Source organism: Janthinobacterium sp. 61, from assembly GCF_002846335.1.
Lineage (GTDB): Bacteria > Pseudomonadota > Gammaproteobacteria > Burkholderiales > Burkholderiaceae_D > Janthinobacterium.
This window is the reverse complement of the sequence record NZ_PJMQ01000001.1, coordinates 722,540-737,556: the sequence shown is the minus strand read 5'-3', so window position 1 is coordinate 737,556 and position 15,017 is coordinate 722,540. Positions and strand designations below refer to the sequence as shown.

Below are 15,017 nucleotides of genomic sequence, written 5' to 3'. Positions count from 1 at the left end.
GTAGCACGTGGGAATTTGTTCCCCACTTTTTGTTTAAATTGATCAGTAGCCCACACTTTCTCCACTTCGCCATACTTTTGATCCAGATCATGGATTTCCACCTTCGCTGCGCCCACACTGGAACAGTCCGCTCCACATCGCGACGGACTTAACCGGGAGCATCGGCATGGGTATATCGGGTTGGAAGGATGAGATGGCGCTGGGCGTTCCCGCCATTGACGAAGCGCATGAGGCGCTGTTTCAAGAACTTGCGCGGCTGGGGCAGTTGAGCGACCAGCATTTCAGCATGGCGTTTCGCGACCTGATTGCGGCCGTCGAACGCGATTTCCGCGAGGAAGAGGATTTGATGGAGCAAATCGCCTTTCCCTCGCTGGCCAACCACCGCGAACAACATGCGCGCGTGCTCAGCGGCTTGCACCATGCGTGGGCCGCCGTCGATGAAGGCGACCTGGAACAGGGGCGCCATGCGCTATCGCTCTTGCCGCAATGGCTGATCTTTCATCAAGCCACCATGGACCTGGCCCTGGCGGCGGCCCTGGAGCTGGTGCAGCGCCAGCCGAACTAGACACTACAGCAGCAGCACCGTGGCTTGCTCGGGCAAGACCACGCGGTAGTGTCCCGGGTATTTGTCTTCGCCGTCGAAAATCTTGCAAAACACGGGCTGGTTGATATCGTTGACGGCCGGCTCGTGCATGGGCAAGGTAGCGATCAGCTGTTCACCATCCATCAACTGCAAGGCGCTGCCCCGCTCGGCCGCGCAAAACGCCAGCGCTTGCACATCGCTGGCGAACGGCCGCTTGTACCACGGCGTGATGGCCCGCACGGCGCGCCGCGCGTCGCGCAAGACTTGCCCCACGCGCGTGACATTCCACGCATCGCGCGCCACGGACGGCTGCAGCACGATATTTGCCGTCAGTTCGCCCCTGCCCTTGTTCACCAGGAACGTGCCATCCTGCGCGGCAATGTCCTCATTGAGCGGCACGACAAACACGCCGCCGTCGGACACCTTGATCGGCACAGGGGCGCCATTGCCTTGCAGGGCCACGCGCACATCGTCGATGGTGGCGCTCAGCTTGGCCGGAATCAGGCGCAGGGCCATGACCACACTGCCGCTCGACACTTGCCACACTTTCCTGGCCGTCAGATAACTCTCGCGGTACGCCGTGAAACGGATGCGCGGCGCCTTGGCGTCGCTGTTGGCCGTGATCGTCACCGTTTGCGAGGGCAATGCGTCTTCTGCGGGCGCCGGCACCGTCGGCAGCGTCGGCGCAGCAGATGTGGCAGGCACGGCATCAATGGCGGGCGGCATGCTGGCGCTCTGCAGCGGCGCGGGAACAGCTGGCGGCGGCGCGTGCTCCTGGGCCTGGCCCAGCGACACGACACACAACCATCCGGCACAAGCGATCCATGTACGCATGCATTTCTTTCAATAAGGAAAATATTTTATCAGCCCCGCATTATCGCAGAAGGCCAGCCAATGCGCCGCTTCTGGCCTGCCTGCACTCTTTTGGTGCGTTCGCTTGATTATGTAGCAAATATCATCTATATTGATAATGATTCCTATTCGCAATGCGACGGAAATCGCGCGCCCCTCTTTTCCACCACCCGTTCGCGCCGGGCCTTGCGGTGGAACTGCTATCCAAGCCAGACCACGGGCCAGCGTCATGCCATCCCCCAGCTACTGCGCACTTCGCCAGACGAGATAGGAAAACACGACTAAAAATATGCCAGGAAAATAATGCAATCGACTACCGTACTCTCTTCTTCGCGCCAGCCCGCCTTGCGCCCCCTGCCCCGTTTATTACACATCAGCCTGCTCAGTCTTGCCGCCGGCGTGGCCCTGCCGGCACAGGCCACCGACGCCGCTGCGACCGATGTGACCATGCCGGCCGTCACCGTCCTGGGCCAGTCGACGGCGACTACGGAAGGCACGCAATCGTACACGGCAGGAGAAACGCGCAGCGCCACGCGCATGGACCTGTCCCTGCGCGAAACGCCGCAATCGGTCAGCATCATCACACGCCAGTTGCTCGACGACCTGGGCGCTGTGCGCCTGGACCAGGCACTGGCGCAGACGACGGGCATTCAGGTAGGCCAGAACGACACGGAGCGCACGACGTTTTATGCGCGCGGCTTCGGCATCAACAGTCTCCAGATCGACGGCATGGCGCGCGGCGGCAATGCGCCGCTGCAAGACACCATCCTGTATGACCGCATCGAAGTCGTGCGCGGCGCCACCGGCCTAATGGGCGGCACGGGCGATCCGTCGGCCACCATCAACATGATACGCAAGCGGCCGACGAAGGAATTCCAGGCCAGCGCCGGACTCATCATGGGACGCTGGGATGACCAGCGCTTCGAGGCCGACCTGTCCACGCCGCTGAACGCCGAAGGCAGCGTGCGCGCACGCACGGCCCTGGCCTGGCAAAAACGCGATTCCTACCTGGATATGTATCACGAGCGCAAGACAGTCGGCATGCTCATCGTCGAGGCGGACTTGCGTCCCGGCACCCTGCTGACGGCCGGCGTCGACTTCCAGGACAACAAGCCGACAGGCGCCACCTGGGGTGCCGTGCCCTACTGGAATGCGGATGGCAGCCTGGCCAACTTGCCGCGCAACACCAGTTTCACGACGCCATGGAGCACCTGGGCCAACAAGCAGCATACGCTGTTCACGTCGCTGGACCAGCGCCTGCCCGGCAACTGGAATATGCACCTCGGTTATGCGCGCACGGAAAGCACGAACCGCACCACCGTCGCCTACGCGGGCGCGGGTTACCCCGACCCGGCCACCGGTGCAGGCATGCGCCTGTGGACGGGCGCCTGGGGCGCGGGCAAGAATACCAGCGACAATTTCGACGTCTACGCCAGCGGACCGTTCACCTTGCTGGGACGCAAGCATACGGCCATCGCCGGCTGGAACGGCGGCAACCAGCGCGCCCGCTCGCTGGGCGGCGAGGCGGAAATCAATTACCCGGCCTTTATCCCCGATTACCGCAGCTGGACGGGCAACATCCCCCGCCCCGTCTTCCACCCGGACGGCGCGCACACGGAAACCGTGACGCGCCTGGCGGGCGGCTATGTGGCCACGCGTTTGAGCCTGGCCGACCCGCTGCACGTGATCATCGGCGCGCGCAGCAGCACTTACCGCACGGATACGCGCAACTACAATACGCAAGGCGTGTACACGGGCAGCGGCGACTTTACGGAAACGCGCAATGAAGTCACGCCGTATGTGGGCGCCGTGTTCGATATCAACAAGCAATATTCGGCCTACGCCAGCTTCACGCAGCTGTTCAACCCGCAATCGAGCAAGGACCGCAACAACCAGTTCCTGGCGCCGGAAACGGGCGACAATGCGGAACTGGGCATCAAGGGCGAATTCTATGAAGGCAAGCTGAACGCGTCGGCCGCCGTGTTTCACACGAAGAAAAAGAATCTGGCGGAACTCGACCGCAGCGTGCCGCCAGGATTTTTGCTGCCCGACGGTGGCCAGGCCATGGTGGCCAATGGCGCCGGCATCACGGCCAAGGGCGTGGAATTCGACGTCTCCGGCCAGATCACGCCCGCCTGGGAAGCGAGCGGCGGCTACACCTATCTGCACGCGGCCGAAGCCGATGGCCGCCGCGCCGCCACCACGCAACCGCGCCATTTGCTGCGCCTGGCCACCAGCTTCCGCTTCGACGGCCGCCTGGCTGGCCTGAAAGCAGGCGCCAGCATGACGGCGCAAAGCGCCACCTACAGCGAATCGTGGTACGGCCGCCCGCCATCAGGAACCATCACCAACATCCCGCAAGCGGGCTATGCGCTGGTCAACGCCATGGCCAGCTACGCGCTCAACGGCCACGCCAGCGTGCAGCTGAACGTGAATAACTTGCTCGATAAAAAGTACTACCGCAACGTGGGCTTCTTCGATGGCGTGTTCTGGGGCGAGCCGCGCAACATCAGCCTGTCCGTGCGAACGGCATTCTAAGCACGCCAGTGGGCGGGTGCGGGCAAGGTAAATCCTTCCAGCAAGGGTCCGCCCACGGGCGCCAGCACGACGGCGCTCAGCTGCTCGAAGGCGCGCTGGCCGGCAGGCAAGTCGCTGGCAACCAGGCGCAGGGCACCATCGAGCTGGGTGGCGACATCGGCGTCGAATGCCTGCAGGCGGCGGAACAGGTGCTTGCCGCCGCCGCTCCATTCGCCGGCCGCGCGCAGGTGCAGGTCGGCCAGCGCTTGATACAGCTGGCAAGCCACGGCCAGCGCCTCGCCCGGGTGCCGACTGTCGACCAGGTCTTCCAGCCCGGTGGTGATGGCGTAGCGGCGCCGCTGCACATTGTCCACCTCGAGCACGGGCGGCCCGGCCACGACGATGCCTTGCGCCAGCGCGTGAAGCCGGGCGTAGGCATCGCTGCCAGTGAGGATATTTTCCCCTTCCACCACCATCATCGCCAGCGGCGCCGTGCCGCCCGGTGCATCCATTTCCTGGCAAAAGTACGTGAACGTGCCCTGGTCATGCCCGAACAGTTCCACCGTGCGTCCCTCGGCGACAAGGGTGTCGCGCCAGGCGCAATCGACGTGCTCGAACAGCAGCAGCAAGTCGATATCGGAAGTGGGCGTCTGCCGGCCCGTGGCGAACGAGCCGCCGATGATGGCCGCCACGGCCGTGGGGTAGTGTTCCTGCACCAGCCGCAAGGCAATCGCGCGGATGGCGTCATAAGTGGGGATCGTCGTCAAAGCCAGTTCTCCATGCCGAAAAACACTATGCTACACGCGATATGCACGCTGCCGCCATCCTGCTACACTGGCGCCATCTGATCCAAGGAAGAAACATGGAATACGACTGCCTCGTGGTGCCCTCGCCCGTGGGCGAGCTGACCCTGGTGGCGCGCGGGGCGGCGCTGGCCGCCATCCTGTGGGAAAACGACACGCCGAACCGCGTGCGCCTGGGCCAGATGCGCGTCGATGACGGTTGCACCGTGCTGCAGGAAACGGCACGCCAGCTGCGCGCCTATTTTGCCGGCACGCTGCAATGCTTTGATGTGCCGCTCGATTTTTCCGGTACGCCATTCCAGCAAGAAGTCTGGCGCGCGCTGCTGACGATACCTTATGGCCAAACCCGCAGCTATGGCGAGATCGCGCGCCAGATCGGCCGCCCCGCCGCCGTGCGCGCCGTGGGCGCCGCCAACGGCAAGAACCCCATTTCCATCATCGCCCCCTGCCACCGCGTCATCGGCGCCACGGGCGAACTGACGGGTTTTGCGGGCGGCCTGCATGCCAAGGCAACCCTGTTGGCACTGGAAGGCATTTCCTTGTCCAGCGAGCGCGAAGCGCTGAAGACGGGCCACGCCAGGCGCCGCGCCGTGCATGTGGATACGGCACAAGGCTGTTTGTTTTAGGCGGCAATATCGCTCCCCGTGTGGGATACTCACGCCCTCCGCTCAAGTCTGCACATCCTATGCCCTACTTTGTCATCCTGTTCTTTGTCGCTCTGTATTTACTGGCCACGTTCTTTTTCCACATTCCCGCCCTGGTCGCCCTCGTGTATGGCGTGCTGAGCCTGAGCTGCTTCGTTGCCTATGCGATCGACAAGTCGGCTGCCAAACAGGGCCGCTGGCGCACCTCGGAACGCACCTTGCTACTGCTGGGACTGCTGTGCGGCTGGCCGGGGGCCGTGCTGGCCCAGCAATGGCTGCGCCACAAGTCCAGCAAGCGCTCGTTCCGCATCCTGTTCTGGATCACGGTCGCCCTCAATATCGGCGCTTTCGTGTATTTCAGCATGCATTACGCGGCGCCCGACATCGGCACCGAGGTGGCGCCCATCGAGCTGTAAGCTCACTCGCCCAGCAGGCGCAGCGATTCCAGCCAGTCCGCCTTCCATTCACGCAGCAAGGGCTGCGTGGCAAATGCCTTCTTCAGGTGCGCCATCGGCACCCGATGCACATCGTGCAAGCCGAATGCCAACGTCACCGGATGCCACAGGTGGCTGTTCTTGCCGCCCCGCGAATTCTTGCGCACGCGCGCGCCATCGTCGCCAAAGATGCCTACGCCACTGGCTAGCCCCAGGTCCAGGTTGACCTTGCCCACGCCGGCAAAGGCAATCAAAATCTGTTCGCGTCCCAGGCCCTTCAAGGCGCTGGGCAAGACCACCGGCGCCTTGTCAATCTCGGCCTCTGCCGGCTGCGGATGCTGCAAGTCCTTGAGCAAACGCAGCAGATCGCGTTCCTGGAAATGCAAGCCATCTACCGGCACGCGCAAGCCCGGTGCCTTCAGTTCGATGGCGATATTGCCGGAGTCGCGCGTAAAGCGCAGCCACACATCGTCTGCACCCGAGGCCAGGTGCTCCTTGTCGCCGATGAACACGACGGGCGCCGCGTAGCGCGTCACGCCGTCATGGAAGAGTTCGGCCCACTCGTCGCTGTAATCGAGCCAGACGTATGGCAAGCCGCCCTGCTCCAGCAGGCGCGCCAGGGTCCACGGGGTGCCCGTCTGTTGCGCCAGCCAGGCACAGGCGTCAAAGGCGGTGGCGCGGTACGGCAGGGAGTTCGAAGTCATGGCAGTTCCGTCGATAAATGTGGAGCGCAGTGTAGCAGACGCCGTCATCCTTCCCTTCCGCAGGCGCAGCGGGCGCGCTCTTTTTGCGCGATGTGCTAGGCTGGAAACATCAGCATGCGCCATGGTCATCCCGGCCGCGAGGCGCACCACCGCAAGGGGATTACCATGCATTCGAGCACCAACGCCGCCACCACGCCCACCCCGCCACCAGAACGCGATTCGCCCACGCCGGCCAGCGAAAGCCATGCCGAACAAGCGCTCGATGAAGCACTGAAAGAAAGCTTTCCGGCCAGCGACCCGATCGCCATTGCCACCCCCAAACCGGCCAGCAAGGCGCCAGCCTGAGAGCACACCCGACCAGCCACCCTTGCGGTGGCTTTTTTACCTGAACTGAATCCAGACGCCCCGCCCCCGCGTACATGGCTATGCCATGAGCAAACGAAGTTACCACGCGGAAAGGAATTGCCATGCAGCATTACAGCAAAAAGACGGATCCCATGGACCAGCGCCTGTACCTGGCCCAGCGCATCGACCAGGCCGATGCGCGCTTGCAGCGCTTGCACGATGCGGCGGAGCGGCAACGCTGCGCGCAATGGATCACGGCCTGGGCCGTGGCGGCGGGCGCCGACGCCCCGCGCGGCATGAAGCTGCGCATCCGCGGCGAATTCATTTTGCTTTAATAGAAAGCAAAAGCCCCGCCGGGCACGCTTGCGCCAGGCGGGGCCAGTCAAGCCGACACGCGCCTATTTGGGCGTGTCGCGGTACTGCTCGGGCGTCGTGTCGCCATCGGCGACTTCATACCACATCGCATTGAGCACGGCGAACGTCGCCGCCAGCGGAAGACCCAGTATCCAGGCGAAATACCACATAATTATTTCCTTTTCGTTAATTCTTAGTAAGCGTGACCGGTTTCGTCTTCGATGGCTTTGCCGTCAACCTTACCCCACAGCACTCTATATACCCAGGTCGTGTAAGCCACGATGAGGGGAATGAAGACGGCCGTAACGACCAGCATGATGAACAGGGTCATGTGGCTGGACGATGAATCCCACACCGTCAGGCTGGCGCGCGGATCGATCGACGATGGCAGGATGAACGGGAACATGGCCGCGCCTACGCTGAGGATGATGCCGGCGATGCTGGCCGCGCTGGCCAGCAAGGCAGGCACTTCGCGGCGCGCGCGCAGGAAGGCGAAGGCCAGCAAGGGGCCCAGCAGGCCCACCGCAGGGGCGATCCAGGTCCACGGATGGGCGGCAAAGTTGAGGAACCAGGCGCCCACGTGCACTTCCGCCGTTTTCAGCATGGGGTTCGACGGGCCATCGACGACGACGGCGCTGGTGACGCGGTAGCCATCGACCCACAGCCACAGGGCCACGCCGGCCAGTGCATACAGCGCGACGGTCGCAATCGCCGCCACGCTGCCGTAGCGGCGCGAACGGTCAGCCACGGCACCGTCCGTTTTCACTTGCAGCCAGGTGGCGCCGTGCATCACCAGCATGGCCACCGAAACGAGGCCGCACAGCAAGGCGAACGGGTTGAGCAGCGCAAAGAAGCTGCCGTCATAGAAGATGTGCATGTCTGACGAGAAACGGAACGGCACGCCCTGCAGCACATTGCCTATCGCCACGCCGCAGATCAGGGCCGGTACGAAGCCGCCCACGAACAGGGCCGCGTCCCAGCGGGCACGCCAACGCGGGTCTTCGCGCTTGCTGCGGAATTTGAAGGCCACGGGACGCACGATCAGCGCCACGAGGATGACGAACATGGCCAGGTAAAAACCCGAGAACGAGACGGCGTACAACTGCGGCCAGGCGGCAAAGATGGCGCCGCCGCCGAGGATCAGCCACACCTGGTTGCCTTCCCATACGGGGCCGATACTGTTGATGATGACCCGGCGTTCCAGGTCCGTCTTGCCGGCGAAGGGCAGCAAGATGCCCGTGCCCAGGTCGAAGCCGTCCGTGATGGCAAAGCCCACCAGCAAGATGCCGATCAGCAGCCACCAGATCAGGCGCAGGGTTTCGTAAGAAATCATTTCATGCAAAATCATGGTCTGGCCCTCCTTAGGCGCGTTGAGTATGAATGGCTGCGGCCGCTGGCACGGGGGCCGGCGCCTTCTCTTCCGGCCCCTTGCGGATGGCCTTGAGCATGAGCTTCATTTCAATAACCAAGAGCACGGTGTAGATGGCGGCAAAGCCGGCAATCGTGATCAAGAGGGTCGAAGCGCCCAGGTTAGAGACAGCCACGGCCGTTGGCAGCACGCCTTCGATCACCCACGGCTGGCGGCCCACTTCGGCCACGATCCAGCCCGCTTCAATCGCCACCCACGGCAGCGGAATGGCGAACACGGCCAGCTTCAGCAGCCAGCGGTGCTTGTCCAGGGTGCGGCGCGTCGACAGGATGAAGAACGTGCCAGTGAGCAAGATAAAGAACATGCCCAGGCCAACCATCACGCGGAAGGACCAGAACAATGGCGCCACGGGCGGCACGGTGTCGAGCGCGGCCTTGCGGATCTGCTCGGGCGTGGCCTGGCGCGGATCATCGACATAGCGTTTCAGCAACAGGGCATAACCCATGGACTGGCCTTTCGACTCGAACATGTCCTTCGCCTCTTGCGGTACGGGGCTGCCTGGCGCCACGCTGCGGATGGTTTGCAGCGCGTCATACGCCTTGATGCCATCCTGGATCAGCAGCTCGCCGCGATCGACCAATTGCTCGATGCCGGGGATTTCCGTCGTCAGCGAACGCGTGCCGATCAGGCCCATCACCATCGGGATATGCACGGCGTAATGCGTCTCGCGCGCTTTCGCGTCAGGGAAGCCGAAGGCCGTGAAGGCGGCAGGCGCCGGCTCCGTGGTCCACATGGCTTCGATGGCGGCCAGCTTCATCTTTTGATGTTCTGACGACAGGTAGCCGCTTTCATCGCCGAGCACCACCACCGACAGCGCGGCGGCCAGGCCGAACGAGGCAGCCACCGTCATCGAGCGCTTGGCCAGCTGCACGTGGCGGCCTTTCAGCAAATACCAGGCGGAAATACCCAGCACGAAAATCGCCGCAGCCGTATAGCCAGCCGACACGGTGTGCACGAATTTCGCCTGTGCTACAGGATTTGTCAGCACGGCGCCGAAGTCCGTCACTTCCATGCGCATGGTCTGTGGATTGAAGGCCGCGCCGACGGGATTTTGCATCCAGCCGTTGGCGATCAGTATCCACAGGGCGGAGAAGTTCGAGCCGATGGCCACCAGCCAGGTCGTGACCAGGTGGCCGCGCTTCGACAGCTTGTCCCAGCCGAAGAAGAACAGGCCGACGAAGGTCGCTTCCAGGAAGAAGGCCATCAAGCCCTCGATGGCCAGCGGCGCGCCGAAAATGTCGCCCACATAATGGCTGTAATAGCTCCAGTTCATGCCGAACTGGAACTCCATGACGATGCCCGTCGCCACGCCCATGGCGAAGTTGATGCCGAACAAGACACCCCAGAACTTGGTCATGTCGCGCCAGATGGGGCGGTTCGTCATCACATACACCGTCTCCATGATGGCGAGGATCACTGACAGGCCTATCGTCAGCGGAACGAATATAAAGTGGTACAGAGCTGTCAGCGCAAACTGCAGTCTGGATAAAGCGACAATATCGAAGTCCATATGATTTCCTTGGTGTGTCCCTACTGTGATTGTAAACTTGGCATCTATCTGCTGCAGTCCGCTTGGCGCCGGTGTTGTAAAATTGTCAGTCAGCGCCGCCTGTGGCTCCCCTATTCTTCTTCAATCGCCGCGCAAGCCGGCCAACGCCGCCTCGAAGGCTTGCGTGCCACGGTGCGCGTCAGCCACGATGCGGCCATCGCGCAGGCTGACCAGCCGGTCCGCCAGCGCCGCTTCGCGCCGCAAGTGGGTGGCGATCAACAAGGTACGTCCGTCGCTGCGCGCGCGCAGGCGCTGCAGGACATCGATTGCCACCTGCGCATTGAGCGCCTCGGTGGCTTCGTCCAGCAGCCACAAGGTCGATTCGTGCAGGAACAATCGCGCCAGTGCCAATCGCCGCGCCTGCCCGCCAGACAAGCCCAGGCCGCCTTCGCCCAGCAAGGTATCGAGGCCGCCCGCGAAAGCCCGCACTTCTTCGTCCAGGCCGGCCGATTGCAGCGCAGCCCACAGCTGCGCATCGCTGGCGGACGGGTCGGCCAGGCGCAGGTTATCGCGCAGGCTGTCCTGGAACAGTTCCGTTTTCTGGGTAAACAGGCAGGCGCGCGGCGCGCTCACCTTGCCCGACAACGGCGCCAGTTCGCGGGCGGCGATGGCCAGCAAGGTGGACTTGCCCACGCCGCTGGGACCGATCAAGGCCACTCTTTCGCCATCCGCGATGTGCAGCGATACGTCATGCAAAATGGCGACATTGCTGCCCGCATGCGCGGCGCTGACATGTTCCAGGCGCAAGCCCGGCGCGCTGTCAGCCGGCAGAGCGGCGATCTCTTGAGCATCGAGCCGCGGCGCCAGGCGGCGCATGGCCAGCAGCATGCGGCCCGCTTCCAGGGCGCCACGGCGCAGTCCCGCAAACGGCTCCACGGCCGTCAGGGCGATCAGCAGGGCCAGGGCTGCCAGCGGCACGTTCAGCGCCTGCTGCTGCACCAGCGCGGCCACGGCCAGCAGCACGCCGGCCAGGGTCACGCTGCCGGCCACGCCGTAAGCGGCGCCAGCCGCCGTCTCCAGGCGCTGCAGGGCGAAATCGGCTTGCGCCAGCGAGCAATCAATCTGCCCCAGCGCGGCGCACTGGGCGTCGATGCGCCCCGCCATGACGAGGTCCGTCTGGCCCGCCACCAGGTCGATGGTGCCGGAACGCAGTTTTTCGATGGCGCGCGAGCGCACGATGGCGGGACGGCGGGCAGCGCGCGCGACCAGCCAGCTGATGCCCCCGCCGGCGGCCAGCAGCCACGCAGCCAGGCCCAGGCCCAGCTGCCACTGCATCGCGCCCAGCGCCACGCCCGCCAGCAAGGCCGCGCACAGTGCCGTGAAGGCTGGCACCAGCAGGCGCAGGTACAGCGCTTCGAGCGCATCGATATCGGCCGTCAGGCGGAACAGCAGTTTGGCCGGCTGGCGCAGCAAGCGGCTGGCCGCTTCCGGGCGCGACCAGCCACGGAACAGCTGCACGCGGATGCTGGCCAGCGCGGCGAATGTGGCGTCATGCGTGACGAGGCGCTCCGCATAGCGCGAACCCGTGCGGCCGATGGCCAGCAGGCGGATGCCGGCCGAAGGACCGAACACATCGAACAGCAAGGCCGTCGAAGCGTGCAAGCCAGCGATAGAGGTGGCCGTAATGAACCAGCCGGACAGGCCCAGCAAGGCCATGCCGGCCACCGCCGTCAGGGCCGCCAGCATGGCGCCACCGATCAGTTTGCCCGGCTGGGCCAGCAGCAATTGCCGCAGGACAGGGTTCGCTATAAGTGAATTTTTCATGCGCGCGCTTCTTCCTTATGCTCCTGCACTTGCGCCTGCGCATCGACCTGCACCGTGCGCTGCAAACGGCCAGCCAGCACGGGGTCATGCGTGGCGACAATCATCGTCTTGCCCTTGGCCAATTCCAGCAAGGCATCGGTCACGCGTGCCGCCGTTTCGCTGTCCAGGTGGGCCGTCGGTTCATCGACCAGCAGCAAATCGGCGTGCGGATGCAGGGCCACGCGGGCCAGCGCCAGGCGCACGGCCTCGCCGCCGGACAAGCCCTGGCCGCCATCGCTGAGCATGACGGCCGGCTGCGCCTGCGCCACGGCGGCCAGATCGGCCAGGTGCAGCGCCTGCGTCACGTGCGCGGCATTTGCGCCAACGCGGCCCAGGGTCACGTTCTGGCTGACGGAAGCGGCAAACACGTGCGGACGCTGGCCCATCCAGGCCATGCGCTGGCGCAAGGTATTCACGGTACTGTCGGTCAGGCGCACGCCGCCGATGCGGATATCGCCGCCGCTGGCGGGCAGCAAGCCGGCCAGCAAGGATAGCAAGGTGGTCTTGCCGGCGCCGCTGGCACCCAGCAGGGCCACGTGCTCGCCGGCGCGCACAGTCAGCTTGAACTGCTCGAACACGGGCGCTTCGCCAGGATGGGCAAAGCGCAGTTGATGGATCTCGACGGCGGGAGGTGGCGCCACCGCCATGGCGGCGGCGGAAACGGCAGCAGCTTCCACCCCGGCGCCAGGCAAGGGCACGCCATCGGCAGCCAGGTCGTGCAAGCCGGCCAGGCCCGCTTCGCCGGCCGCCTTGTCGTGCCAGACGGCGGCCAGTTCGCGCAGCGGCTCGAAGAATGCGGGCGCCAGCAGCAGGATGAACAAGCCCTGCCCCAGGCTCAGTTCCCGACCCCAGGTACCGAAATTGATGCTGCCCAACAAGGAGAAACCGATGAACGCCGCCACCATGGCCACGCCCAGCGCGGAAAACAATTCCAGCACGGCGGACGACAGGAAGGCGATGCGCAGCACCACCATCGTGCGCCGGCGCACGGATTGCGACGAGACATCCAGCCTTGCGGCCGTGGCGTCGACGGCATCGAGCGCGCGCAAGGTGGCCAGACCGCGCAGGCGGTCCAGCAAAAAGGCGTTCATGCTGCCCATTTCCACCATCTGCGCGCGGCTGGCCGCTTGCGCGCCCATGCCCACCAGGGCCATGAAGACGGGAATCAGGGGCGCGGCGATGAGCAGGATCAAGGCGGCGATCCATGACAGCGGCGTCACCACGGCGAGGATCACGAGGGGCACAAGCATCACCTTCCAGCGCGCGGGCTTGTAGCGCACCAGATACGGCACGATGGCTTCGGCCTGCTCGGCGATGACGCTGGCCGCCTGGCCCGACTGCGCGCGCTGGCGGTCCAGCGGCGAACGGCGCGCCAGCGCCTGCGCCACTTCCCCGCGCAGGCTGGACAGGTGCTCGCGCGCCGCAGCATACATGCGCCGCGCGCCCCACGCTTCACAGCCGGCGCGCAGCACGCCCAGCAGCAGCACGCCAGCGGTCGGCAGCAGGGCCGCGCGCCAGGGCGCACCGTCGAGCATGGCTTGCACGGCCCAGGCCAGCAAGGCCGCTTGCGGCAGCCACAGCAAGGCGGCACCACCTTGCGCCAGGCTGGCGGCACGGGGAAGAATAAAGCGGGGCAAGGATGGTGGCGTGGCAGGCATCTCTAAACTTTTTGAGTTTTCAGAATTTTCTGTAAATTCGATTTTTTGTATAATACTGCGAAACATGACATAAATCAATTGACCCTGCGGGTGTGGCGTGAAAAAATTCAGATAATTATGAAAACTCAAAATATCCACATGACGCCGCTGATCCTGACCTTTGTCAGCCATTTCGGCGAGATGGGCAGCCGCTGGGGCTTTAACCGTACGGTGGGACAAGTGTACGCCTTGTTGTTTGTCTCGGAGCTTCCTTTGCACGCGGACGAAATCGCGGAACACCTGAGTTTTTCACGCTCGAACGTCAGCATCGGTTTGAAGGAATTGCAGGGCTGGGGCTTGATCCGCCAGTCGCGCATCCCCGGCGACCGGCGCGAATATTTTTCCTCGCTGGGCGATGTGTGGCAAATCTTCCGCGTGGTGGCCGCCGAACGCCGCCGTCGCGAAGTGGCACCCACCTTGACAGTGCTGCGCGAATCGCTGCTGGCGCCGGCCACGGAACCCGTGGACCAGTATGCGCAAGAGCGCATGCGCGAAATGTATGAACTGGTCGACCTGGCCAACACCTGGTTCGACGACTTGCAGCGCCTGTCGCCCGAATCGATGGCGCAACTGATGAAAATGGGCGCCAAGGTGCAAAAGCTGCTCAATGCCAAGGACCGCCTGTTTGGCAAGAGTCCCGACGACAGCGAGAAATAAGCGCAGCGTTTACACGCCGCATACACGCGGCGCCCGACTCTTTACACCGTCTTTATGCCTCTCTCGCTATGCTGGCTGGCACCACCGCCACCCTTGCGAAGGAGCTTCCATGCATGAATCCCCATTCCAGCCACGCGCGCGCGACCTGATCCGCCAGCATTTGCCTGCGCGTGAAAGGCTGCGCCTGGCACGCCTGGCGAGCAAGAAAATACTGTCCGTATTGTCTGCGCTGCTGTGCGCGGTGCCGCTGCTGTATTTGCTGAGCGTGGTGCTGTTTGCGCAGCCATAAGGCCGCGAGCGTATAGACAGGAAGAGAGAAGGATGCGGCCGCATGGCGCAAGCCGTGGCCAGTATGAAACTGGTCCGCCCAGAGGGAATCGAACCCCCATTCACGGTTTAGAAGACCGTTGTCCTATCCGTTGAACGATGGGCGGAGAGGTGCAGTATTTTAATCCATGCGCGCTAGCAATGAAATGCCTGCGCGGAATAGAAAACGGGCTGTCATTTCTGACAGCCCGCTTATGACTTTGGTCGGAGTACAAGGATTCGAACCTTGGACCCCCTGGTCCCAAACCAGGTGCGCTACCGGGCTGCGCCACACTCCGAAGACAAGATAATAACGCCCCCACCCAATTTCGTCAATTGC

Annotated in this window: 17 protein-coding genes and 2 tRNA genes; 8 read left to right on the top strand and 11 right to left on the bottom strand. The window is 63.9% G+C overall.

Annotation, left to right across the window (positions count from 1 at the left end):
- The first annotated feature begins 166 nt into the window (after positions 1-166).
- The gene (locus CLU92_RS03445) at positions 167-565 is read left to right on the top strand and encodes a bacteriohemerythrin (RefSeq protein ID WP_101480738.1); all 399 of its coding nucleotides are present in this window, start codon (positions 167-169) and stop codon (positions 563-565) included.
- A 3-nt stretch (positions 566-568) separates the two neighbouring features.
- Here CLU92_RS03445 and CLU92_RS03440 read toward each other — a convergent pair whose 3' ends face one another.
- Positions 569-1,417 carry a hypothetical protein gene (locus CLU92_RS03440; RefSeq protein ID WP_143452522.1) on the bottom strand — a complete coding sequence of 283 codons (849 nt, stop codon included), beginning with the start codon at positions 1,415-1,417 and terminating at the stop codon, positions 569-571.
- A gap of 9 nt (positions 1,418-1,426) precedes the next feature.
- Positions 1,427-1,666 (bottom strand): hypothetical protein, encoded by a 240-nt coding sequence (locus tag CLU92_RS27320; protein ID WP_143452521.1) that lies wholly within the window; start codon positions 1,664-1,666, stop codon positions 1,427-1,429.
- 72 nt (positions 1,667-1,738) lie between these two features.
- Between CLU92_RS27320 and CLU92_RS03435 the strand changes: the two genes are divergently transcribed.
- Positions 1,739-3,973, top strand: coding sequence for a TonB-dependent siderophore receptor (locus CLU92_RS03435; protein WP_101480736.1), 2,235 nt, complete (start codon positions 1,739-1,741; stop codon positions 3,971-3,973).
- Here CLU92_RS03435 and CLU92_RS03430 read toward each other — a convergent pair.
- Positions 3,970-4,719 (bottom strand): nucleotidyltransferase domain-containing protein, encoded by a 750-nt coding sequence (locus CLU92_RS03430; RefSeq protein WP_101480735.1) that lies wholly within the window; start codon positions 4,717-4,719, stop codon positions 3,970-3,972. The two genes, CLU92_RS03435 and CLU92_RS03430, sit on opposite strands and share 4 nt — an antisense overlap.
- A gap of 95 nt (positions 4,720-4,814) precedes the next feature.
- Between CLU92_RS03430 and CLU92_RS03425 the strand changes: the two genes are divergently transcribed.
- Complete coding sequence (locus CLU92_RS03425) at positions 4,815-5,381, top strand: methylated-DNA--[protein]-cysteine S-methyltransferase (RefSeq protein WP_101480734.1); 567 nt, start codon at positions 4,815-4,817, stop codon at positions 5,379-5,381.
- 59 nt (positions 5,382-5,440) lie between these two features.
- Complete coding sequence (locus tag CLU92_RS03420) at positions 5,441-5,815, top strand: DUF1294 domain-containing protein (RefSeq protein ID WP_101480733.1); 375 nt, start codon at positions 5,441-5,443, stop codon at positions 5,813-5,815.
- A gap of 2 nt (positions 5,816-5,817) precedes the next feature.
- On the opposite strand, the gene CLU92_RS03415 is transcribed toward CLU92_RS03420, so the two are convergent.
- Positions 5,818-6,537: a hypothetical protein gene (locus CLU92_RS03415; protein WP_101480732.1), complete on the bottom strand. Its 720-nt coding sequence runs from the start codon at positions 6,535-6,537 to the stop codon at positions 5,818-5,820.
- A gap of 114 nt (positions 6,538-6,651) precedes the next feature.
- Here CLU92_RS03415 and CLU92_RS03410 point away from each other — a divergent pair, with 114 nt between their 5' ends.
- A complete protein-coding gene (locus CLU92_RS03410) occupies positions 6,652-6,882 on the top strand; it encodes a hypothetical protein (RefSeq protein WP_101480731.1) in 231 nt (76 codons plus the stop codon).
- Between the two features lie 122 nt (positions 6,883-7,004).
- Positions 7,005-7,217 (top strand): hypothetical protein, encoded by a 213-nt coding sequence (locus CLU92_RS03405; protein WP_101480730.1) that lies wholly within the window; start codon positions 7,005-7,007, stop codon positions 7,215-7,217.
- Between the two features lie 63 nt (positions 7,218-7,280).
- Here CLU92_RS03405 and cydX read toward each other — a convergent pair whose 3' ends face one another.
- The 5 genes from cydX to cydD form a co-directional block, all read right to left on the bottom strand.
- A complete protein-coding gene (gene cydX, locus CLU92_RS03400) occupies positions 7,281-7,406 on the bottom strand; it encodes a cytochrome bd-I oxidase subunit CydX (protein ID WP_076570210.1) in 126 nt (41 codons plus the stop codon).
- A 23-nt stretch (positions 7,407-7,429) separates the two neighbouring features.
- A complete protein-coding gene (gene cydB, locus CLU92_RS03395) occupies positions 7,430-8,584 on the bottom strand; it encodes a cytochrome d ubiquinol oxidase subunit II (RefSeq protein WP_101480729.1) in 1,155 nt (384 codons plus the stop codon).
- Between the two features lie 13 nt (positions 8,585-8,597).
- Entirely contained in the window at positions 8,598-10,175 is a 1,578-nt protein-coding gene (locus tag CLU92_RS03390; protein WP_101480728.1) for a cytochrome ubiquinol oxidase subunit I, read from the bottom strand.
- 120 nt (positions 10,176-10,295) lie between these two features.
- Positions 10,296-11,978, bottom strand: a complete 1,683-nt coding sequence (locus CLU92_RS03385; protein ID WP_101480727.1) for an amino acid ABC transporter ATP-binding/permease protein — start codon at positions 11,976-11,978, stop codon at positions 10,296-10,298.
- Entirely contained in the window at positions 11,975-13,675 is a 1,701-nt protein-coding gene (gene cydD, locus CLU92_RS03380) for a thiol reductant ABC exporter subunit CydD (RefSeq protein ID WP_101480726.1), read from the bottom strand. Before cydD ends, CLU92_RS03385 begins: the two co-directional genes overlap by 4 nt.
- A 117-nt stretch (positions 13,676-13,792) precedes the next feature.
- Here cydD and CLU92_RS03375 point away from each other — a divergent pair, with 117 nt between their 5' ends.
- Both CLU92_RS03375 and CLU92_RS03370 read left to right on the top strand, forming a co-directional pair.
- Complete coding sequence (locus tag CLU92_RS03375; RefSeq protein WP_243858160.1) at positions 13,793-14,371, top strand: GbsR/MarR family transcriptional regulator; 579 nt, start codon at positions 13,793-13,795, stop codon at positions 14,369-14,371.
- A gap of 109 nt (positions 14,372-14,480) precedes the next feature.
- The gene (locus CLU92_RS03370; protein WP_101480724.1) at positions 14,481-14,660 is read left to right on the top strand and encodes a hypothetical protein; all 180 of its coding nucleotides are present in this window, start codon (positions 14,481-14,483) and stop codon (positions 14,658-14,660) included.
- 70 nt (positions 14,661-14,730) lie between these two features.
- Here the strand turns inward: CLU92_RS03370 and CLU92_RS03365 are convergent.
- Positions 14,731-14,805: transfer RNA gene (locus tag CLU92_RS03365), tRNA-Arg, on the bottom strand.
- A gap of 94 nt (positions 14,806-14,899) precedes the next feature.
- A tRNA-Pro gene (locus CLU92_RS03360) sits at positions 14,900-14,976 on the bottom strand.
- Between the last annotated feature and the right edge of the window lie 41 nt (positions 14,977-15,017).

Coding starts and splice junctions, on each gene's coding strand:
- CLU92_RS03445 (WP_101480738.1), top strand. CDS start 167: ATGGGTATATCGGGTTGGAAGGATGAGATGGCGCTGGGCGTTCCCGCC.
- CLU92_RS03440 (WP_143452522.1), bottom strand. CDS start 1,417: ATGCGTACATGGATCGCTTGTGCCGGATGGTTGTGTGTCGTGTCGCTG.
- CLU92_RS27320 (WP_143452521.1), bottom strand. CDS start 1,666: ATGACGCTGGCCCGTGGTCTGGCTTGGATAGCAGTTCCACCGCAAGGC.
- CLU92_RS03435 (WP_101480736.1), top strand. CDS start 1,739: ATGCAATCGACTACCGTACTCTCTTCTTCGCGCCAGCCCGCCTTGCGC.
- CLU92_RS03425 (WP_101480734.1), top strand. CDS start 4,815: ATGGAATACGACTGCCTCGTGGTGCCCTCGCCCGTGGGCGAGCTGACC.
- CLU92_RS03420 (WP_101480733.1), top strand. CDS start 5,441: ATGCCCTACTTTGTCATCCTGTTCTTTGTCGCTCTGTATTTACTGGCC.
- CLU92_RS03415 (WP_101480732.1), bottom strand. CDS start 6,537: ATGACTTCGAACTCCCTGCCGTACCGCGCCACCGCCTTTGACGCCTGT.
- CLU92_RS03410 (WP_101480731.1), top strand. CDS start 6,652: ATGCGCCATGGTCATCCCGGCCGCGAGGCGCACCACCGCAAGGGGATT.
- CLU92_RS03405 (WP_101480730.1), top strand. CDS start 7,005: ATGCAGCATTACAGCAAAAAGACGGATCCCATGGACCAGCGCCTGTAC.
- cydX (WP_076570210.1), bottom strand. CDS start 7,406: ATGTGGTATTTCGCCTGGATACTGGGTCTTCCGCTGGCGGCGACGTTC.
- cydB (WP_101480729.1), bottom strand. CDS start 8,584: ATGATTTTGCATGAAATGATTTCTTACGAAACCCTGCGCCTGATCTGG.
- CLU92_RS03390 (WP_101480728.1), bottom strand. CDS start 10,175: ATGGACTTCGATATTGTCGCTTTATCCAGACTGCAGTTTGCGCTGACA.
- CLU92_RS03385 (WP_101480727.1), bottom strand. CDS start 11,978: ATGAAAAATTCACTTATAGCGAACCCTGTCCTGCGGCAATTGCTGCTG.
- cydD (WP_101480726.1), bottom strand. CDS start 13,675: ATGCCTGCCACGCCACCATCCTTGCCCCGCTTTATTCTTCCCCGTGCC.
- CLU92_RS03375 (WP_243858160.1), top strand. CDS start 13,793: ATGAAAACTCAAAATATCCACATGACGCCGCTGATCCTGACCTTTGTC.
- CLU92_RS03370 (WP_101480724.1), top strand. CDS start 14,481: ATGCATGAATCCCCATTCCAGCCACGCGCGCGCGACCTGATCCGCCAG.